Annotated in this window: 12 protein-coding genes and 2 pseudogenes; 6 read left to right on the top strand and 8 right to left on the bottom strand. The window is 64.0% G+C overall.

From position 1 onward, the window contains the following. The first annotated feature begins 340 nt into the window (after window positions 1-340). Window positions 341-1,518: pseudogene (locus XANALMUS060_RS10665) on the top strand (benzoate/H(+) symporter BenE family transporter). Between the two features lie 19 nt (window positions 1,519-1,537). Here the strand turns inward: XANALMUS060_RS10665 and bphP are convergent. From bphP to XANALMUS060_RS10640, 4 genes and pseudogenes are all read right to left on the bottom strand, one after another. Then, window positions 1,538-3,448 carry a bacteriophytochrome BphP gene (gene bphP / locus XANALMUS060_RS10660; RefSeq protein WP_045738380.1) on the bottom strand — a complete coding sequence of 637 codons (1,911 nt, stop codon included), beginning with the start codon at window positions 3,446-3,448 and terminating at the stop codon, window positions 1,538-1,540. After that, complete coding sequence (locus XANALMUS060_RS10655; protein WP_045738379.1) at window positions 3,445-4,044, bottom strand: biliverdin-producing heme oxygenase; 600 nt, start codon at window positions 4,042-4,044, stop codon at window positions 3,445-3,447. Before XANALMUS060_RS10655 ends, bphP begins: the two co-directional genes overlap by 4 nt. Window positions 4,045-4,258: 214 nt before the next feature. Then, window positions 4,259-6,465: pseudogene (locus XANALMUS060_RS21995) on the bottom strand (lytic murein transglycosylase). A 116-nt stretch (window positions 6,466-6,581) separates the two neighbouring features. Next, entirely contained in the window at window positions 6,582-6,974 is a 393-nt protein-coding gene (locus tag XANALMUS060_RS10640; RefSeq protein ID WP_045738377.1) for a YchJ family metal-binding protein, read from the bottom strand. A gap of 98 nt (window positions 6,975-7,072) precedes the next feature. Between XANALMUS060_RS10640 and XANALMUS060_RS10635 the strand changes: the two genes are divergently transcribed. Next, the gene (locus tag XANALMUS060_RS10635; protein ID WP_045738376.1) at window positions 7,073-7,846 is read left to right on the top strand and encodes a TSUP family transporter; all 774 of its coding nucleotides are present in this window, start codon (window positions 7,073-7,075) and stop codon (window positions 7,844-7,846) included. Window positions 7,847-7,891: 45 nt separating this feature from the next. Here the strand turns inward: XANALMUS060_RS10635 and XANALMUS060_RS10630 are convergent, their stop codons facing one another. The 4 genes from XANALMUS060_RS10630 to folE form a co-directional block, all read right to left on the bottom strand. Then, window positions 7,892-11,341, bottom strand: coding sequence for an SbcC/MukB-like Walker B domain-containing protein (locus XANALMUS060_RS10630; protein WP_045738375.1), 3,450 nt, complete (start codon window positions 11,339-11,341; stop codon window positions 7,892-7,894). 83 nt (window positions 11,342-11,424) lie between these two features. Then, window positions 11,425-12,132: a DUF4194 domain-containing protein gene (locus tag XANALMUS060_RS10625; RefSeq protein WP_045738374.1), complete on the bottom strand. Its 708-nt coding sequence runs from the start codon at window positions 12,130-12,132 to the stop codon at window positions 11,425-11,427. Further along, window positions 12,119-13,588, bottom strand: coding sequence for a DUF3375 domain-containing protein (locus XANALMUS060_RS10620; RefSeq protein ID WP_045738373.1), 1,470 nt, complete (start codon window positions 13,586-13,588; stop codon window positions 12,119-12,121). Before XANALMUS060_RS10620 ends, XANALMUS060_RS10625 begins: the two co-directional genes overlap by 14 nt. 77 nt (window positions 13,589-13,665) lie before the next feature. Beyond that, window positions 13,666-14,268 (bottom strand): GTP cyclohydrolase I FolE, encoded by a 603-nt coding sequence (folE, locus tag XANALMUS060_RS10615; protein WP_045738372.1) that lies wholly within the window; start codon window positions 14,266-14,268, stop codon window positions 13,666-13,668. Window positions 14,269-14,720: 452 nt separating this feature from the next. Here folE and XANALMUS060_RS10610 point away from each other — a divergent pair, with 452 nt between their 5' ends. From XANALMUS060_RS10610 to XANALMUS060_RS10595, 4 genes are all read left to right on the top strand, one after another. Beyond that, entirely contained in the window at window positions 14,721-16,829 is a 2,109-nt protein-coding gene (locus XANALMUS060_RS10610) for a methyl-accepting chemotaxis protein (protein WP_045738371.1), read from the top strand. A gap of 203 nt (window positions 16,830-17,032) precedes the next feature. Further along, window positions 17,033-17,935, top strand: coding sequence for a hypothetical protein (locus tag XANALMUS060_RS10605; protein ID WP_045738370.1), 903 nt, complete (start codon window positions 17,033-17,035; stop codon window positions 17,933-17,935). A gap of 529 nt (window positions 17,936-18,464) precedes the next feature. Further along, the gene (locus XANALMUS060_RS10600) at window positions 18,465-19,682 is read left to right on the top strand and encodes a lipase family protein (RefSeq protein WP_045738369.1); all 1,218 of its coding nucleotides are present in this window, start codon (window positions 18,465-18,467) and stop codon (window positions 19,680-19,682) included. An 815-nt stretch (window positions 19,683-20,497) separates the two neighbouring features. Next, window positions 20,498-21,154, top strand: coding sequence for a DUF480 domain-containing protein (locus XANALMUS060_RS10595; RefSeq protein WP_045738368.1), 657 nt, complete (start codon window positions 20,498-20,500; stop codon window positions 21,152-21,154). Window positions 21,155-21,318: the final 164 nt, after the last annotated feature.

Raw genomic sequence — 21,318 nt, 5'->3', positions numbered from 1 at the left:
AATTCGAGGTGGCTAACGTTGCCTCAGCCACCACCACCTGGGCGTTTGCTGAAGCGAGCCGGTCATCTTAGCGGCTTTTTCTCTAGCGTCAATACCCAATGTGCATCGAGTGTTTCCGCTTCCGCGCCTACCTCTGTCAGGCCGAAGCCAGGCAGTTGCGAAGCGGGCCGCGCAGTCTAACGGGATGCGCAAAAAGGTCAACATTTTTCTGACTCCCACGCATGACTGTATCGTGATGCCCTATCAATCCCATGCGCTATACCGACAATGCAAAGCGCTGCGCCTGTGACGCACGATGCTGGCTCGGTTGAAACGCTCATGCTCTTCCGCGAGGCCCGGTATGTCTGCTGCAGTACGCGACGCTTGGCGCGACGCCTCTCTCTCCGCGCTGATCGCCGGCTTCGTCACGGTATTGGTCGGCTTCACCAGTTCGGCAGGGATCGTGTTCGAGGCCGCGCGTACTTTCGGCGCCTCGCAGGCGCAGATCGCCTCCTGGATGTTGGCGCTGGGGTTCGGTATTTCGGTGACCTCCATCGGGTTGTCGCTGCGCTACCGAATGCCGGTGCTGACCGCGTGGTCTACGCCAGGCGCAGCGTTGCTCATTGCTAGCGGCGGCGGGCTGCCGTTGTCCGATGCGATTGGCGGCTTCGTACTGGCAGCGGCACTGACGACGGTGGCCGGATTTTCCGGATTGTTCGAACGGGCGTTGCGACGCATTCCACTATCGCTGGCCTCGGCGATGCTAGCAGGCGTGCTGCTGCGTTTCGGACTGGATGTGTTCGTGGCCATACAGCATCAACTCGGCATGGCACTGACGATGTTCGCGGTGTATCTGCTCGGGCGCCGCGCGTTCCCACGCTATGTGGTGATCGCGACGCTGCTGGTCGGCATCGCGTTCGCCACCGGCAATGGCGCACTGCATCTGGAGGCAGTGCAGTTGCGTCTGACGCGACCGGCACTGGTGTGGCCGACGCTATCTTGGCAGGCGCTATTCGGTATCGCATTGCCTCTTTTCGTGGTAACGATGACATCGCAGAACCTGCCAGGCGTGGTGGCGATTCGCGCATCCGGTTACGCGGTGCCGATCTCACCGACGCTGGGCTGGATCGGCGTGATCAATGTATTGCTGGCGCCGTTCGGTGCCTTTACGCTGAATCTTGCGGCGATCACCGCGTCCATCTGCCTGTGCCGCGAGGCACAGGCAGATCCGCAGCGGCGCTACATGGCCGCGGTGTCCGCTGGCCTGTTCTATTTTTTCATCGGAGTCTTCGGCGCCACGGTCCGGCGCTATTGGCCGCACTTCCCAGAGAGTTGATCATGGCAATCGCTGGCATCGCGCTGTTCGGCACCATCGGCAATAGTCTGGCCTCGGCACTGAGGGAGGAGCGCGAACGCGAGCCAGCGCTGATCGCATTCCTGGTGACTGCATCGGGATTGTCGTTATTCGGCATCGGCGCGGCGCTGTGGGGGCTACTGGCCGGAGCAGGATCAATGGCGCTGTGGCGATACAAGCGCTGAGCATGCGCCAGCTTGCGACTCAGCGCGGGTCACGCAGTTGCAGCAGCCAATGCGTGGGGATTCCGGAAGGATTGGGCAACGGTTCGAAATCAAACTGACGATGCATCGCGACGGCGCCATCCACACGCAGCGGCAGGGTGACATAGGCCGCACGTCCCTGCCGCAACAAGGTGGCGATGCGTTGCGTTTCCTCTGGCACGGCATTGCTGGCATAGAGCCGATCCAGCTCGCAACCGATCAATTCGGCGACCTCGCGCTGGTACAGCGAGGCGAAGGCATCGTTGACGAACACCAGACAACTAGGCCGGTGTTCGCTGCCGCGCTCGACGATCGCCACCGGCTCGCGCAAGCGTGACAGCGAGGCCTCCAGCAACACGAAATCCTGCTGGAACCGCTTGCGCTCCATCAGTTCGATCAGCACGCGCAAACTGCGCGCAGATTCCAAGCTCAGCGGCGACCAGGGCTGTGCACGACCGCGCACGGTTTCCTGCCAGAGGTCGAAACTCTTGCGTGGCGACAGGCGCGAGTCGGGGATGTCCTGCAACTTGGCCAACTGTGGGTTACCGGCCCAGTTAACCGTGCGTACCTGCTCGCGGCGGGTCCATAGCAGGGCGCTGCGCGCCTGCGGCATCAACGGCACGAAGATGAAACCAGCCGCGAGCGGGGCCAGATCGGCCAGCGCCGGAAAGGTCTGGCCGATCTGATCGGTGTGCAGTGCGCCGACGGCATCGTGCCGCAAGGCTTCGTGGTGGGTATGCTCGATCTGTTCGCGGATGCGGGTCAGATCCGCGATCACCGGCATCATGCCGTGGCGGGTGACGTGATCGCCGTGGAAAACCGCCACACCATCGGCATCCACGACATCAAGCAAATCCGAAGCCATCTCATCGAGCATGCTGGCGGTCAGCATCTCGGCATCGTTGAAATTGGTGATCAGTTTTTCGCGCAAGGTCAGCAGTACCGACTCGGTGCGTGCCCGCGCCACCGCGGTCAGCGCACCGATCCGACCGGCCAGCGCGCGGCTGACCGCATCGGCGACGTCGCGCATCTCGTGATTGCAGAAATACGGGCGATAGTGATGACAGGCCACCAACCCCCATAGCGCATCGTTGACCACGATGGAAGTCACCAAAGTCGCGGTGACGCCCATGTTGGCCAGGTATTCCAAATGCACCGGTGAGACGCTGCGCAGGCTGACATCGCTAAGGTCCAACGGCGCGTGCAGACGCGGGTGCAAGGTCGGCTGGATGGGCGTGGGAACATAGCCGACGTCGACGATCTGGCGCACGCGATTACGCAGATACAGCGCGCGCGCCTGTGCCGGGATATCGGTGGCCGGGTAGTGCAGGCCGAGGTACGGCTCCAGTTCCGCCGCGCGCGCCTCGGCCACGACATCGCCATTCCACTCTTCATCGAAGCGGTAGATCATCACCCGGTCGTAGCCGATCAAAGCACGCAAGCTCTTGGCGGCGCGCTGGCAGGCATCTTCGATGCTGGTGTCGGCCTCAAGCCGGCGCAGCACCGGCAACGCCTCGCGCAAGGTGGCATCGGCCAGTGGCGCATCGCGTCGTTCCAGTTCCAGTAGCCATTGCTCTGGATACAGATGCCAAGCGCCAACCCAGCGTTGTGCCGACATGGCCGTGTCGCGCCGAAAGGCGATGTCGACATAGGCGAGGTGACTGGACTCGGTCGCATCAGGCAGCAGCCGCGTGCGCGGATCCTCCAGCACAAGGATGCTGTCGTAGCGCTGCCCAAGCAGTTCATCCAGCGGCTGGCCGAATAGATCTGCGGCGGTGGCGCTGGCCTGCACGATGCGGCCATCGTCCGGCTCGATCACCAACAACACACCATACGGCTGCACCGACCCGGGAATATGGATCGGCTCACGCGCGCACGCGTCCATGTCCAAAGGCGCGACGGGATCGCTCATGCGACAGTCTCCAGGGCAATATGAGTATGGAAATGCGCGAACATGGCCCGCGCGCCGTCAACTGCGGCCTGCTGCTGTGTCGGTGTGGTCAGGACGTGTTCGAGCCGCTGCTGGAAATGTCGCCAGGCATCTGGATCGGCGTCGCCCAGTTCGAAATAGTGCACGGCCGATGCAACGCTGGGCAGACGCTGGCGCAGTTGCCGAGCAATCACTCGCCCACCCAACCGCGAACCCTCGACCACATAAAGCATGCCCCATCCGCTGCCGGCAGCGTGCACGGGGGGAGCCGGCAGCAGCGTCGGTGGCGGCACCTGCAACGCAAGCAGATCCTGAGCCAACAACGGGCTGCGCGGTTGATAGCGCCATCGAGCATCGCCGCAATCGCGTAGCCAAGCCGCCTCGCGCTGCTCCCAACTGGCCAACACGGCATAGTGGCGGCGCAATAGCTGTGCGTAATCGCACAAGGACAAGACGCCACTCATCAAGGCGCGCATCATTGGCAAGCGTTCGACAGCCTCGTGCTGCGATGCGGTGGCTTCGCGCAGCAGACGCGATGCGGTGAACGGCAGGGCGATTCCATCGGGAGGCGGCATCATGGAGGCGGCTGGCAACAGCAGCACGATTGGCCGCGATGAAGAGAAAGCACAGCGTAGCAATGCCAATGGTCAGTTGCCAGACAGCCAGCGCGTCGCCACCGACACAAACTGAGCGGTTCATGCCATAGGCGATGTGCAAGCAGTTATCAGACCATCCACGGACGGTGTAAGACCGCAGCAGACACCGCCCGACACCGGCCGCCGTGCAGGCGCCTCACAGTGGCGCGACGGCGATCGTCTGCTGCAGCACGTGACAGGCTCCGGGGGCCAGTTCGATCACCTCGGGTCCGGCGTTGGCCGGCTCCAGGCAGACGAACTGACGCCAGTGGGGTCCCACATCGACCATCGCGTGGGCGCCGGCTTCGCCCGGATTCCATGCCACCAGGGTGCGGCTGCCGCTGGTGACGATCTGAATGCAGCGGCGCAGGCCCGGATCGAGCAGGGTGTAGCGGCCGCCGGCATCGATGTAGATACGGTCGCTACGGCCTGGATCGCGCGGATCCTGCAAGGTCCAATCGTCCTGCTGGCGATGCACCGTGGCATAGCCGTCGAACTTGTCCAGGTAGTGGAGCCCGTCCAGGCCCTGCACTCGCACCTGGGTGGCGTCGGCGACCCGGAAATAATTGTGCAGGGCTTGGGTGATGCGTGCCGGCGCCGTGCCGATGTTCTCGGTGATCAGCCGCTGCTCCAAGGTGGCGCCGATCCGCAGATGCAGGCGCAAACGCAATGAAAGCGCGCCGACGTCGAGCGGCGCCATGGTCAAGACCAGGCTGCCGTCGGCCTCGCGTTGCGCCTGCTGTCGCTGCCACAGCACCGTGCGCACGACACCGTGCGCGGGCACGGCGTCGGTCTGGCCTTGGCGACCGAAGTACGGCCAGCATACCGGGGTGCCACCGCGGATCGGGGTCGGGGTCGGCTGCGCACTCGGCGACAGCCACAAAACGTCGGTATTGCCCTTGGGCACGAACGAGAGAACCTGCCCGCCGAACAGGCTGATCGCGGCGGTGGACTGCGCAGTGTCCACCAACAGCGCGGGATAACCGTGGAAATCACCTACGCTCAGACCGGGGACGTCGGACATGGGCCGCATGCTCCGTGGCAGGTGGATGTTGTGGACAACGCCAGACGCGCGAGCGAGCGACGGTGCGGTGTGGTCGCTTTGCCGACGGATGGCGATGGCGAACGGGCGGGTGCGGAAGGCACGTTGTTGGCAGGCGGCGCCGGTGCCTCACGGCGCAACGCATCGAGGATGCGCTGCCCGGCGCGGCCATCGGCCGGCTGCAAGCCCAGCCGTTGCTGCTCGGCCTGGATCGCGCGACGAGTGACGGTGCCGATCATGCCGTCGGCCTGGCCGATTGCATACCCGCGTGCCAGTAGCAGGGTCTGTAGTTCGCGCCGCTGCGCACGGCCCAGGCCGGGATCGTCGGTCGGCCAGGCGGCGACCAACCCGGGCTTGCCACGGAGGCGGTCGGACAACAACGCAATCGCCAGCGCATAGCTTTCGGCGGCGTTGTAGGCATAGATGGCGTCGTAATTACGGAACACCAGAAACGCAGGACCATGCACACCTGCGGGCAGCAGCAACGCTGCCGGCATTTGCCCCTCCAGCGCGGGCAAGGCGCTGCCATCGGCGGCGCTCACACCGCGTGCGCGCCAGTCCGCCAGCGCACGGCGTTGCGTGCGTCCGGCCAGCGTCGCATCGAAACCGTCCGGCAACTTCACCTCCAGCCCCCATGGCTGTCCGTTCCGCCAACCGGACAACTCGAGGTAGTGCGCGGTGGAGGCCAGTGCGTCGGGAAGACTGGCGACCAAGTCGCGGCGACCATCGCCATCGCCGTCCACCGCGACACGCGCGTAGGTGCTGGGCATGAACTGGGTATGGCCGAACGCGCCGGCCCACGAGCCGGTCAGGCCCGCGGGCTTTAGATCGCCGGCTTGCAGCAGCTTGAGCAGCGCGAACAGTTCGCCACGAAAGAAGGGCTGACGGCGACCGTTGCACGCCAAGGTCAGCAGCGACACCAACAATGGACGTTTGCCCGTGCTGCGGCCGTAGTCGCTCTCCACGCCCCACACCGCAACCACCGTCGCTGCATCCACACCGTATTGCTGCGCCACGTGCGCGAGCAGATCACGATGCGTGCTCAGCATCGCGCGACCATCGTCGATACGTTGGGTATCGACCAGGCCGGCCAGATAATCCCAGATCGGCGTGGTGAACTCGGGTTGGGCATCGAGCAACGGCAACACGCTCATGTCCGCTTGCAGACCAGCGGTGAAGCGATCGAAGGCCGCCGCCGTCACCCCACTTTTGCCGGCGGCGGTGCGCAGGCCGGCGACGCAGGTGGCGAAGGCCGGGTCCGCTGCGGATACGGATGCGGTGGCCGGTGCTGCGGAAGGCGTTTGCGCGATAGCGCACGGCACCACACACAGCAAGACCCAAGCGAAACGCATCATCGAAACTTCCTCGCCGACAGCAGGCCGAACATCATAACAACCGCATCGCACGCACCATTCATGCCACAACGCCGACGCGGCGCTCAATCCAGCGCATCGAGGTAGTACCAACACCCGTCCTCGCTCACGAAACGGCTGTGTTCGATCATGCGCACCGCACTGCCGCCACCGATGCGATAACGCGCCAGAAATACGACTTCTGCACGCTCCTCGGCGATGTTGACGACCCGCTGCACGGTGAGGCCGAGCCAGACGGTGCGCGGATCGATCTCCACCTGCGCCGGGCGCGTGGACGGATGCCAACTAGCGCGCAGGTAATCAGCATCGCCGCGCACATAGGCGCTGTAGCGCGCACGCATCAGCGACTCGGCATCCGGCGCGGCGGCACCGGCATGGTACGGCACGCAGCACTGCGCGTATTCGCGCGAGCGGCCGCAGGGACAGGGATCGGTAAGGCGCGGGGCGGACCGGGACATCCACCGATTGTGCCGGCTAAGGCGACGCCCTGCACGCCACACGCATCATGCCTAGCGCACACCGCTATGCTGGCCACCCTTTTGCGCGGAGCCTTCGCGTGCTGGAATCGCTACCCACCGAACTGCCATGGCTGCTGTGCATCGCCTTCAGCGCCGGACTGGTGGACGCGGCGGTGGGCGGCGGCGGCTTGATCCAGTTGCCGGGGCTATTTGCGACCCTGCCGCAGCAGGCACCGGCCCTGCTGTTGGGGACCAACAAGTTCAGTTCGATGGCCGGCACCGGCTCAGCCACCTGGCGCTACACGCGCCATGTGCGCTTGCCATGGAGACCCGTGCTGTATGCGACGGCGGCGGCGTTCGCGTTCTCTTTCCTCGGCGCCACGGCGGTCAGCCTGTTGCCGAAATCGGCGGTGCGTCCGCTGATCCTGGTGCTGCTGATCGCGATGCTGGGGTACACCCTGCTCAAGAAGGACTTCGGCGCCTTGCACCGACCACGCCGCATCGGCCGTCGCGAATTGGCGATCGCGCTGATGATGGGCGCGGCAATCGGCTTCTACGACGGCTTCTTCGGCCCGGGCACTGGCAGTTTCCTGATCTTCCTGTTCATCCGTTTCTTCGGCCTGGATTTTCTGCGCGCCTCGGCCGCGGCGAAGGTGGTCAATCTGGCGACCAACCTGGCCGCCCTGTGCTTCTTCGTGCCCAGTGGGAAAGTGCTGCTGGCCGCCGCGCTGCCGATGGCGGCGGCCAACGTGGCCGGCGCGGTAACTGGCACGCGGCTGGCGCTGCGCGGTGGCACACCGCTGATCCGGCGATTGTTCCTGATGTTGGTGGTGGTGCTGATCGGCAAGATGGGGTGGGATGTGCTGCATTGAGGCGCGCCGGTTCGGCGCACCGTCTCAGCGCGCGCGTCATCCGGATCAGGTCTTGGGTGGTGCGTCGGCGGTGACGCGTCGGCGCGACCTGCTACCGGTTGGCGCTGCGATTTCGACCGGCGCAGCCGCAGCCGCGTCTGTCGCGCGGGCACGTTCGGGCAGCTTCAATCGCTTGGCCTGCTCGTCGTATTCGATCAGCAACACGCCCGAATCATGACGGCCACTGATTTCCACGAAACAGGCGCCGCCAATGAACGGCTCCAGCGTCATCACCGATTTCAACGGCGTGGCCACCACCATCTGAAAGCCGAAATTCTCGAAGATATTCATCGCCAGCGCGGTGAATTCGTTATCGGCCTTATCGAACGCTTCGTCCAGCACCACGGCGCAATAACGCGGCAGTTCGCCGTCCTCGCCGCCGAGCTGGTAGCGCAACGCCGCGGCCAGGCAGGTGGTGGCCAGCTTCTGCCGCTGGCCGCCGGATTTACCAGCGCCGCTGCGATAAATCTCCACCTGCTGGCGCGTGGCGGCATCCAGTTCCACACCGACGAACTCCACGTGCAAACGCACGTCCAGCACCAGTTCCCGCCAGCGCTTGTCCTCGCCCTCCTGCGAACCGAGCCGGTGGACCAGCGCACGCAGTACCGCGAATTGCTGCTCGGCCAGTTCGCGCTGTTCGGTCTGGTAATGACCGAGCACTTCGCGCAGGCACTGCTGGAATTCGATCACCTCGGGCAAACGGCGGTCGCTCAATTCGATGGTCAGCAAGGTGCCGCGATTGAACGGCACCTGCTCCAGGCTGGCGTTGACTTCATCCAGGCGCTGGGCGATGGACTTGCGCGCCTCGGCGGCATGCCGTTGCAACGCCAGCAAATTGTTTTTGCTCTGACTCTGCAACAGCTCGAAAAAGCGCGCCTCGTGCTGCGGCAAGCCATCGCGTTCCAAGCGCTGCAAGCGAGCGAGGAAATCATCGGCGCCAGAAAGGGTGACACTGAAATCGCCACTGTCCTGCGGCCATTGCTGGCAGTAGCGGCGAAAGCAGCCGAGCAGCAACTGCTCCAAGCGATGGTATTCCTGCTGGCTGGCGCCGAGCTGGGCTTGGATACCGCGCTCCAGGTTGCGGAACAGATCGGCCAGGTTGTCCAGGCTCAACATGCCGAGCGCCTCCAGGCGCTCGCCCAGGCCCTGGCGTTGCAGCGGCGTGAGGACGCGCGCGTCGGCATCGGCACATTCCAGACGCTGCTTTTCCAGGCGTGCGCACTCTTTGCCGAGCGCCATCCGCTCGCTGCGGAGATCCTGATACGTGCGGTCGGCCTGTTGGATGTCCGCCCGTGCGCGATCGATCGCTTCGCCCAGGGCGCGCAGGTTGGCGTCGCCTTCGCGCAATTGGCGCAGTGCCTGCGCGATGTCGTCCAGGCGCTGCAAGGGCGCGGCCACGTCGATCTCGTCCCAGCCCAGATTGGCCAGGGTGTGCCAGGCCAGGCGTTGCGTGCCCGCGCGTTCGCGGCGCGTGCGCAGCGTCGCCACGTCGGCATCGCAGGCGGCGATGCGCGCGGCCAGTTCCTGGCCTTCGCGCTCAAACAAAGCCAGTTTGTCGCGATTGTCGAAACCCAACAGCCAGCGCCGACGGTCGCCGATGGCATGGCGGTCGTCCTTTTCGTAACGCTCGCCGGGATGTTTGACCTGGCCTTCGCGGGTGATGGCGCGTTCGGCATGCCGCAATGCCTTGGCACTGTCCACGCAGTCGTAATCGAAACGCTTGCCCAGTTCGCGGCGCAGCCAACCGGCGAAGGCATGTTCGCGCAGTTCCAGCTTGTGCAGCAGCGACGCCGATCCAGGCCCGTTGGCAGAGGACAGCGCTTGCGCGTTGTCGCGTACCCGGTAGTAGACCAGGCGAATTCCCAAGTGGGTGCGGTTGACCCAATCGGCCACGTCGGCGTAATGGCGCTCATCCACCAACAGCGATTGCGCGAACCCATGCAAAACGCGCTCGATGGCGCCGCGCCAGGCGGCTTGATCGTCACGGACCTGGATCAACTCGCCGACGAACGGCAGCGCCGCCTCCGGCACGCCGGTATCGGCACTCAGCCGCGCGCGCAGCGCCTGCATCGGCGCCGGAATGTTGGAGGGATGACGCGTGAGCGCTTCGATCTCGGCGCGCACCTCGGCGAAGCGTTTTTCGTCCTCGGCCTTGCCGGCCATGCGTTGGAGGATCGCTTCGTCCAATTCGGCGGCCATCCGCTGGCCATCCTCCAGCGCCGCGCGCGCCTGCGCGGCCTGTTCGGCGAAACCATGCGCACTGCCGGCCAGCACCTGCTCCAGCACACGACAAGCCTGTTCGGCGTGGGTCCGCTTGGCCGCACGGCGGTCGCGCTCGGCCTGGACTTGGGTGTGTTCGCGCTCCAGCGCATCGATGCGCTCGCCACCCTGTGCGCGCCGCTGCGCTTCCAGATCATCGAGACGACACTGGTGATTTTCCAATGCGGCACGCCGCTGGCCTTCTTCGCCGGCCAGCCCGCGATCCTGGGTGTCCAGCGCTTGCAAGCGTGCATCCAGCAAGGCCAGACGGCGCTGCTCGCGATAAGGATCCAGGCCGAGCTTGAGTTCCTCCAGTTCGCTGCGCTGGCGGCGCAAGGCCATCAGCTCGGTGTGATAGCCGCGTGCCGGGCCCAGGGTTTCGACCTGGCGGCGCGCGGTGACCACCGCCTGATGCGCGCCATCCAATTCGGCAAAATCACCAAGCAGCCGTTCGGCGGCATCGAAAGTCTTGGGCGCTTCGAGCATGAAACCACGCAGGAAGGCATTGAGATCGCCCAGGTTCTTCGCCGACTGGGTTTTGTGCAGCAAGCGCAGCGCCGTTTCGTTGCCGATACCAAGCTGGTGACGGAAACGCTCGGCATAGCCAGCAAAACTGTCGAAGTGATGCACATCAGGCAGACGTTGCTTGAGCTTGCGCAGGTCCAGGTCGAAGCCGGCCAGCTCGGTGGCAATATCGAACGCACGCTCAGCCACCATGTAGTGCTTGCGCACATCGCCCGGCGCAGCGCCGCTGCCGGCAATCCAGAACAGCCGTACCAGGCTGACCACGCGCTCCTCGTCGTCGTGATACTCCAGCACCAGCGCGGTCCAGGTTGCGCCCTTGCGCAGGTACTGGGTGGCGATTTCGCCGGAGGCACTGTCCTGTTGATCGGCCCAGGCGCCGCGCACGTAAGACACCAGGTTGCGGTCGCGGCCACTGCGTTCTGCCTCGCGCGCGGCGGCGTTGAAATCGACGATGCTCGGCGGCGTCAGCAATGCCGACATCGCATCCAGCAAGGTGGATTTACCGGAACCGGAACGGCCGACGAACAGGAAGCCACGCGCGGCGATCGGCACCTCGGTCAAGCCGGAAAACGTGCCCCAGTTGTAGACCTGCAGGCGCCGCATGCGGAACTGCTGCAGGCGCGGATCGGGCAAATCGGCGGCGAACAAACCGGAAGACGCGGAGGATTTCATCGGCACAGTCTAGAGCGTGTATGCACTTGGAATTGAGTTGCGTTGGTCGTCAGCGTTACGAAGGTGATGAGGCGTGGCAAAGGCTAGCCGTCACCAGACACCTCCACAACCGCATCACTGTTTTGCGCAGATTCCGGCGCATCGCGTAGTTCGCGGTAGACCTGGGCCAGTGCGGCCACATCCTCGGCGGAGAACAACAGTTTGAGCGCGGGCGAAACTTCGTATCGCTGCTCTTCACCGCGCAAACGGGTCAGGACATGGTTGTCCTTCATTTTCTGCACGGCATTGCCAACGCGACGCAGGAAGCCGGCGCGGTCGGTGGACACATTTTTCTCATAGACAGCCAACGCGTCGCTCAACTGCGCCTCTTCGACCACCGCGCGCACCCCACGCGCATCGGCTTCGGCCAACTGTTGACGCAGGTGCAAAAGCAACACCGAGTCGATGAAGGTCAGCGGCGCCGAGCGCAGCAATACCGGCGTTTCCAATTCGCCGGTGTCGGCCTGGCGGGTGAACGCGATGCCGGTTTCGCGATCCAGCACCAACTCCAGGAACAATTCCGACAGCGCGCTGCGAATCGCCGCCTCGTTGCGCAGCAGCGCTGGCCACAGCGTGCTATGCCGCTGCGCGTCTACGCTCGGACCGCTGAGCAACTGGCACAGCGCGCGACGTGCATCCAGCGGCAGACCACCACTGTCGCCTGCGAATAATCCGCTGCCGGGATCTGCTGCGGTCGCGGTATCCACATCGCCTGCCGCATCGGACGCATCCGCATGGTCATGCCAATTCATGGCGTTTCTCCTGGGTGAACCACACCAGCGGAATGCGCGCACTGCGCCACTGACCGTCGCCACCACGCCAGTGCGCGTGTTCGTGCTGTTCGGGCAGGACCACGCCATGGCGCGTGCCCAGCGACAGATAGCCGATCACGCTGCCCAAACCCTGGCTGGCCTCACGCTGTGCCAGCACCTGGGCGATGGACAACTGCCGATGCGCGGCGAGCAACTCGAACAGATCGCGGCGCAAGCTGCGGAAATCGATCTCCGATTGCGCGACCAGATCGCCAACGCTGTCCAGGCAGATCGCCGCCGCCGCGTTGCGCTGGATGCTGCCATCGATCTGTTGCTGACGCGGATCGTGCAAGCGCCACTGCGACAACGAGCGCAGGCGACTGCTGGTCAATTTCAGGTCGCGGCCGATGCTGCGCTGCGCGGGAATGCGATCACGCAGTGCCAGCGCTTCGGCCTGTGCCTGCTTGAGGAACTGATTGAGGCGACGCTGTTCGAGATAACCGCGGCTCTGGACGAAGCCACGCAGACTGCGCGCGAAATGCTGCATCACATCGTGGACCTGGCCGCCGCGTTCGAGCATGGTGGCGGTCAGCCCGCGCAGGAAGCCGCGTTCGCGCCGATCGAGCTTGCGCGCGAAACCACGCGACAACAACGTCTCCAGCGCCGCATCCAACTGCGCGCTTTGTTCGGCATCGTTGAGCAACGCCCAGAACGCCTGAAAACTGCGGCCGGCATCGCTGTCACCGATCACGTCCACGCCTTCGAACAGCTTGCCCAGAATCTCGCCACGCTCGCCATCGTCATCGATGATGCGTTCGCGGAAGCTGCGGTTGAGTTGCTCGAAATCGTCGCGGACGCGGCGGAAATCTTCGGTCAACTCGTCGGCCAGAGCGATCACCTGGCGCGTGCGTTCCAGCGCGCGCTTGCCATCCAGCGAGGCGACTTTGCCGGCGGAAACCCGCGCGATTTCCGCATCGATCCGGTCACGTTCGTCGCGCAACGCGGACAAGCGCGCATCCGGATTGGTTTCGGTCAACGCCGCCAACTGCGCCAATTGCTGCATCACCAGCGCCAGGCGGCTCTCGGTGGCGGCGCCGCGCGTATGTTCCAGTCCATCGACGAAGCGGATCGCCTGCAAGGCCTGGGTCGACACCTCATAGTCTTCCTGCTGCGCGCCCTCCGGCAGCCGGCGCTCCAGCCAGCCCTGGGCCAGCCAGTGAGCCAGGTAGGCCTGCGCGGTGCGCGGTAGGTCGCGCGCCAGTTGATCGGCATTGAGATCGTCGAGCATGCGCTGCAGCCGCTCGTGCAAGACCGCCGTCGGCAAGCGACGCTCGTTCTCCAGCAGCAAGGTTTGCAGCAAACCGATGATTTCCGGTGCCTGATCGGCCGCGATCAGCTTCCACAACGGCTGCTCGCGCAGCGCGCGATAGCGGGCGATACGGGCGCGGTGTTTCATCGGGTGTGTGCCAAGCGCAAGCAACGACAAGGTTGCAACGACGCGGACATGCTAACCCAGCACCGCATGCGGCACGCTCAACGCGCGCCGCAATCGATGAAACGCAGGAATTCGGCGCGCGTACGCGCATCTTCGCGGAAGGTACCGAGCATCTTCGAGGTGACCATGCTCACGCCACGCTTGTGCACGCCGCGGGTGGTCATGCATTCGTGCGAACCCTCCACCACCACACCCACACCCAGCGGTTGCAGCGCGTCCTGGATGCATTGCGCAATCTGCGCGGTCATCTTTTCCTGTACCTGGAAGCGACACGCGTAGGCATCGACCACCCGCGCCAGCTTGCTGATGCCCACCACCTTGCCGCGCGGCAGGTAACCGACATGGACCTTGCCGATGATCGGGGCCATGTGGTGCTCGCAGTGGCTTTCGTATTCGATGTCGCGCAGCACGATCAGCTCATCGTAGCCAGCCACTTCTTCGAAGGTACGCAACATATATTCGCGCGGATCCTCGCGGTAGCCGCTGAACCAATCGCTGTAAGCCTCGGCGACCCGCCGCGGGGTATCCAGCAAGCCTTCGCGGGTCGGGTCGTCGCCGGCCCAGCGCAGCAGGGTACGCACCGCCTCCTCGGCCTGGGCCTGGGTCACGGAAGAAACAGGAGTGTGTTTGGAATCGGCCATCGAGAAGAAACACCCGTAAGAGGGGCTGCATGGTACCCGAGTCGCCTGGAGGACGCCGTTTCGGTACCGCGCGCAGGCTGCCCGCCAATCCCCTCGCTCTACGCGCCGATCGCGCAGCTTCAGCAGTACAGCCTGGGCGAGCAGGCGACCGCCGATCAAGGTGACATCGTGGATTGTGGAATTGACAACAGGACGCCGCGTTGCCGCAGAGAGGCTTCCACGGGAGTAGCCACCGTACTCTGGCGTATTTGCGCGATATTTATCACATGAATTTACTGTCCAGCCTCGATCATGGCATCGCCATGCGGCAGCGATGTACTTCAGTTCACCTGCGGCACGCCGCTATTCCTATGTTCACTTGGCCAAGCGCAGTCGCGCGACCGTCGACAATTCGCTCCCCCACCATGTCTGTTATCCCCGCTTCCCACCCCACGTCGGCGAAATCCACCTCCATGCACGTCTTCTCGAATCTGCGTATCGGCCAACGCCTGGCCCTGGGCTTTCTCTCGATCATCGTGCTGATGGTCCTGCTCACGGTCGTCGGCATCGAGCGCGTCCACAGCATCGACCAACGCCTGACCGCCATCAACGCGGTCAATAGCGTCAAGCAACGCTACGCGATCAATTTCCGCGGCAGCGTCCATGATCGCGCGATCGCACTGCGCGACGTGGTGCTGCTGGACGATCCGGCCAGCCGTCAAACCACCAAGGACTTGATCGACAAACTGGCCGCAGACTATGCGCGCTCGGCGCAGCCGCTCGACGACATGCTGGCGGCCTCCAACGACCCCAAAGAACAGGCCATCCTGCAGCGGATTCAGGCAATCGAGCAGCGCACCATGCCGCTGATCGTGCAAGTGCGCAGCCTGCGCGACAGCGGCGACAAAGACCAGGCGCAAACGCTGCTGCTGCAGCAAGCGCGTCCGGCCTTCGTCGACTGGCTGGCCAGCATCAATGCCTTCATCGACCTGCAGGAAGCCAAGAACCGCCAGGCCGCCAAGGAAGCGATGACCACCGCGCATGACTTCGCCGTGCTCATGGTCGGCTGCACCGTGCTGGCCTTGCTATTGGGCTCCGGCATCGCCTTTCTGCTCACCCGGCAGGTGGTATTGCCGCTGCGGCAGTCGCTCCGTCTGGCCGAGCGCATCGGCGCTGGCGATCTGAGCAGCCCCGACACCTCCACCGCCAACGACGAATCCGGGCAATTACTGCGGGCGATGCAGCAAATGCAGCGGCGCCTGCATGAAGTCATCTCGGCGCAACGCGAAATGGCCACGCGCCACGATGCCGGTGCGATCAGCTACCGCATGGATGCGCAACGCTTCCCCGGCGAATACGGACAGATGGTCGCCGGCACCAACGCCCTGGTCGATGCCCATGTGCAGACGCAATTGCGCATCACCGAGGTCATGGGCCGCTACGCTATCGGCGACCTGCGTCAGGAAATCGCGGACTACCCCGGCGAAAAGGCCGCGATCACCGCCACGATGCGGCATGTCAAACAAAACCTGCATGCGATCAACGTGCAGATCCAGACGCTGGCCGAAGCCGCCTGCGCCGGCGACTTCGCTCACCGCGGGCAACCGGAGAAATTCGAGCATGCCTTCCGCACCATGGTCGAGAACCTCAACACCATGATGGCGACAGCCGATACCAACCTGGGCAAGTTCTCGGCACTGTTGCGTGGCATCGCCGAGGGCGATCTCACTGTGCGCATGTCCGGCAACTTCCATGGCGTGTTCGCCACCATGCGCGACGATGCCAACAGCACCGTGCACCGTCTTACCGACATCGTCGCCCACATCCAGCGCACCACCAACAATATCGGCTTCGCCGCCGAGGATATCGCCAGCGGCAATCAGGAGCTGGCGCAGCGTAGCGAACAACAAGCGTCCAACCTGGAAGAAACCGCCGCCGCGATGGAGGAGCTGACCTCCACAGTGAAGCAGAACGCCGAACACGCCCAGCGTGCCAACCAACTTGCGCTGGGCGCAGCCAGCGTGGCGACGAACGGACGCGACGTGGTGAGTCAGGCGGTGGAAACCATGAGCGGCATCGAGGCAGCGTCCAAGCGCATCGCCGCCATCATCTCGGTGATCGATGGCATCGCCTTCCAGACCAATATCCTGGCGCTCAACGCCTCGGTGGAAGCCGCGCGCGCCGGCGAGCAAGGCAAGGGTTTCGCGGTGGTCGCCGCGGAAGTCGGCACCCTCGCCCACCGCGCCTCCAACGCCGCGAAGGAGATCAAGACGCTGATCGACGACTCGGTACAGCGCGTGACGCATGGTGCCGCACTGGTCAACAAGGCCGGCGCCACCATGGGCCAGTTGGTCACCAGCGTGCAGCACGTCACCGACATCATGGGCCACATCTCGGCGGCCTCACGCGAGCAAGCACAGGGCATCGAGCAGGTGAACCAAACCATCGCCAAGATGGACGAAGCCACCCAACAGAACGTGACCCTGGTGGAAGAGGCCAGCACCGCAGCGCGCTCGCTGGAGGAACAGTCGGCACAGCTCACCCAGGCGGTGGAAGTGTTCAAGGTCGGCGCCTACGTCTGAGCGCAGAGCGCAGCCAGCGTTGCCGCCTGGTCTCGGCGGCAACCGGTGGCGGCAATGGGTGAACGCAAGGTGTCGGGCGATGACCGGCGGTGCCTGCCGAACCACGGCATACGCCTGCACACAGGTTAGGATGGCGCCTTCCCATATCCGCCCCTTGCGCAGATTTCAGTGAAGGCCCGCACCCCCGACGCAGCCACGATGGCATGAGCCGCGCGTCGAACCGCGAGCCCGCCAGGGCACAATCCCGCAAGGAACGCTGGCAGCACTGGATCGCCTTGCTGATCAGCGCCTTGCTGCATCTGCTGATGGCAGTGCTGCTGCTGTATGCCGCCAAGCCGACCATGTCCACAGCGCAAGGCGCGGCTGGTGGCAGCCGGATCAAAGTCGACTTCATCGGCGAGACCAAGCGCCCCGATCACCCGGTGCCACCGCGACCGACACCACCGCCCGCGCAAGCGCCAGCTCACCGACGTGCGGCGCGAGCGGCCAGCCCGGTGCAGTCCACTCTGGTCGCACACGCGGACGATCCGGTGCCGCCAACCGACACCGCCACCCAATCAACCGAAAACGCCCGGACACCCCCCTCCGAGGAGCCGACAGCCGTCACGGCACACGCTCCCTCCCCGGCCCAGGACGCGCCGACGCCGAGCCAGACCACCGCCAGCACGCCGCCACCGCCCACCGAGCGCCGGCCTCAGACCTGGACCGGACGCCCACCAGGCGCGCTCGACACCGACACCGCCCCAGACAACAGCGGCCTGACCGAGGGCCCAGGCAACCGTGGCAACCGACACGACCTGGACGCCTCCCAGCCCAGCCTGGAAGTCGGCGGCTACCTCGTCTACTACGACCTGGGCAGCGAAACGCAGTTGCGCGCCTGGCAACGGCAGGGCATGAAGGAACTGTTCATCCTGCTGCCGGGAACCGAGTACCGCATGGTCTGCCCACTGGACATCGCGCTCACCCGTGGCTCCGGCAAATGTCGCGCGCTGCCGCAGGACTCGCCGGAACTGAAGACGATCGGCGATGCACGTCAGGTCATCACCATGTTGCAGGTCTACCATCACGGCGAATTGGTCTGGCGCGGACCCGGCCCGTATCGCTGAGCGGCAAGGCAAGAACGGCCTCCCACGCCCTCGAGACCTGGGTTGCCATCGTAATAGCGAGATGGCAAAACTCGGTACGTGTCATCGTGGCTGACAGCGCCCCCCATCACCGTGCTCGCCGGACAACTACGGTGTGTCCGCCAGGGGCACGCAGCGAAGACCAAGCACCGTGTTGGGGTCCGAATCCACGCCTGACACTACGGTGTTGTACAAGCACCGCCGAGCCCTGACGCACAAGGCATGTCCCAACACACCAGCAAACACTGCGCCTCTCTTGCAAACCATTGCCGTCCTGTCAACGTACAGAAATACCTTTTCTTTTGTTGCCGTTCATTCGCCACGATCTATCAACAAGAGTGAATCGATACGGCAGATAAACACCTGACTGGATTGTCTTAGAAACCACCATGTCGCCATAGTAGCATTTGCCGCCCAAACCACCCCACCCCACGGATGGGGATTTCAAGCACGAGGAGATTCCCCATGGCAAAGCTACAAAACCGTCTGGCATTGAGTGCTCTTTGCCGTCATGATCGCCGGAGCGCTGCTGCCCCTGGCCGCATCGGCATCCCCGGCGCGCGGCACCGTGCTCAGTAGCTCGGTCCTGACCAATTATACCCACGAGGCGATCGCCACCCTGCTGGCCAACGGTGGAACCAACGACAAGGCCAAGTGCGACGTGCGCGTCGCCAAGTTCACCTATGCCACGATCGGCGTCAATGGCGAGCCGGCCACTGCTTCGGCGGTGCTGCTGATCCCCGGCGGCAACCAGTGCCGCGGTCCTTTCCCGCTGGTGAGCTATGACCAGGGTACCGAGACGAAGCGCTCCGCCGAGCAGGCCAAGGAAATTGTCGAAGACGAGAAGGGCGACGACACCATGCTCACCCACCTCGCCACCCAAGGTTACGTGGTGGTAAGCAGCGATTATCTGGGCATCGGTCAATCCAACTATTCGTTCCACCCTTACCTGCACGCGCGCTCGGAAGCCAGCGCCACCATCGACGCAATGCGCGCCGCACGGCAGGTGTTGCAGAAGCTGAAAACGCCACTATCGGGCAAGGTCATGCTGAGCGGTTTCTCGCAGGGCGGCCATGCGGCGATGGCCACACAGCGCGAGATCGAAGCGAACCTGTCAAGCGAGTTCAACCTGGTCGCCAGCGCTCCCATCTCCGGCCCGTATGCACTTAGCCAGACCTTCCGTGACAGCTGGAGCGGTCGCAACGCCGTGGGTGAGAACACCTTCGGCATCCTGCTGGCCAGCTACGCCATCGTCGGCATGCAACACACCTACCACAATGTGTACAACAACCCGTCGCAGGTGTTCCAGGATCCGTGGGCGGATAAGGTCGAGCCGCTGTTCCCAGGCAAATACAGTGAAACCGACCTGTTCCTCAATGACATCCTGCCCAGTATCGACAAAGTCCGCAGCTACTTCCAGCCTAGTTTCTACAACGACTTCGCCAATAACATCAATAATCCGTTCCTGCGCGACTTGACCCGCAACAACGTGATCGACTGGGCGCCGCGTACCCCGACCCTGCTGTGCGGCTCCGACAACGACGCCACCGTGCCGCTGAAGAATGCCAAGACGGCCATCGCCGCGTTCAAGGCCCACGGCAGCAATCAGGTGTCCATGCTCGACCTGGGCTCCGGTGATCCGAAGGACAACAGCGCACTTGAGCACTTGGTAACTGAAGACGAATGCACCATCGCCGTGCGTCAGAGCTTGTTCGATAAGTTCCGCTGAGTCAGCGGCGAAAGATCGCAGGAGCGTCGCCTCCCCCCGCTCCTGCGATCATCATCGGCAAGTGAACGCTGCCGCGCCCGATCGGCGCGGCAGCGCGTAAGTCAGGATGCCGACAACGCGAACTACCCGCACCGGCATCAGGCGGTCAACCCGTCGCAAGGCACGTATTCTGAAAGCCGACAGTCAAGCTCAGCCAACTCACCTAGCCGCCCAACCGCGCCGACTCCATTTCTGATCCAACGTCTTGCCGCTAAAGGCGAGGTGTCTGGATGTCGAAACGCGACTGTCGTGCGAGTGCTCGAAGGCTTATCGTGATCCAATCGAGAGGCGTCGTGTGCAACGTTCGCGCTCGATCTCCACGCGTCTGAGCCACCGTGCCTCAACGCTGAGCGATGGGCTCTTGAGGTTAAGACCAGAGCATGTACTCGGTCACTGCCACCGATGCGCCGTCTCGGTCGCGTCCTCGTCTCGATGCGTAACCGTGAAGGTTGATCGAGACAGTTAGACTTCAGCCGCGCATGCCTGATCGTCAGGTGTTGTGGCGGTGATCGCTTCAGCAGACCGATGCAAAGCATCCTGCCGATCCATGCCAACGCTTGCGCCCGCTCCGCGTGCGTGCGGCCTGTCCGACGATGCTTTACCAAGATCTCCGACACCAAGCAAACTTGGCTCCATTACACTGCCCACCCAGCCCCCACGGCACGCCCGTCGGGGGACACCTGATGAAGTGCGATGGAAAACGCGATCACAGCCTTCAAATTGCCTCTTGCATTTGAATCTTGAGAACGACCTTCGCCATATTGGAAACAGCCGCAATGACCGACACGCCTACCATCCCCGTTCTTTCCGCCATCGAAGCACGTGCGCTCGGCTGTCTGATAGAGAAAGAGGCAACCACACCGGATACGTATCCACTCACGGTCAATGCGACGGTGATGGCGGCCAATCAGAAGAACTCGCGCGAACCCGTGATGGCACTGAATTCAGGCGATGTGCAGCACGCGCTACGCCAATTGGAAGCGCGTGGCTTGGTCCGACAACAATTCTCCTCGCGTGCGGAACGCTACGAACATCGAGTGACCACAGCACTGGACTTGACTCAGCAACAGGTGGTGTTGCTCGGACTGTTGTTGCTGCGTGGTCCGCAGACGGTCAATGAGTTACTGACACGAGCCGAACGCATGGCACGTTTTGCTGATGCCGAGGATGTGCGTCATTCGCTGGAACGCTTGGCGCAACGTCAGTTGGCCGTGCATTTGCCGCGTGCCAGTGGACAACGGGAGGATCGCTACATGCATCTGCTCGGCGGGCCAGTAGATGCACAGACGCTCGCCACGACGTTCAAATCCCACGCGACAGCGACAGCATCGGCACACGATGAATTGGAAGGACGCGTGCAAGCGCTGGAAGCCGAGGTGGCCGCGTTGCGCGAGAGCGTGGCGCAGTTGCAGGCATCACGGGTCATACCGTAGCGCTTGGGATGCTGCGCGTTGCATGCACACGAGCGCGTCGCCGGATGGTCGTGGCGGTCCAGCCATGCTGCGCGGGCGTGTCAGCGATCTGTGCCTGGTTGTTTGGCGCTCACCTCATCCGCTGTAGAGACGGCAGCGGTGTCCAGATGCAATCCGAACTGGTT

This window comes from Xanthomonas sp. MUS 060, from assembly GCF_000963215.1.
Lineage (GTDB): Bacteria > Pseudomonadota > Gammaproteobacteria > Xanthomonadales > Xanthomonadaceae > Xanthomonas_A.
Note: the sequence above shows the minus strand (reverse complement) of the source record. Positions and strands in the feature narration are given on the sequence as shown.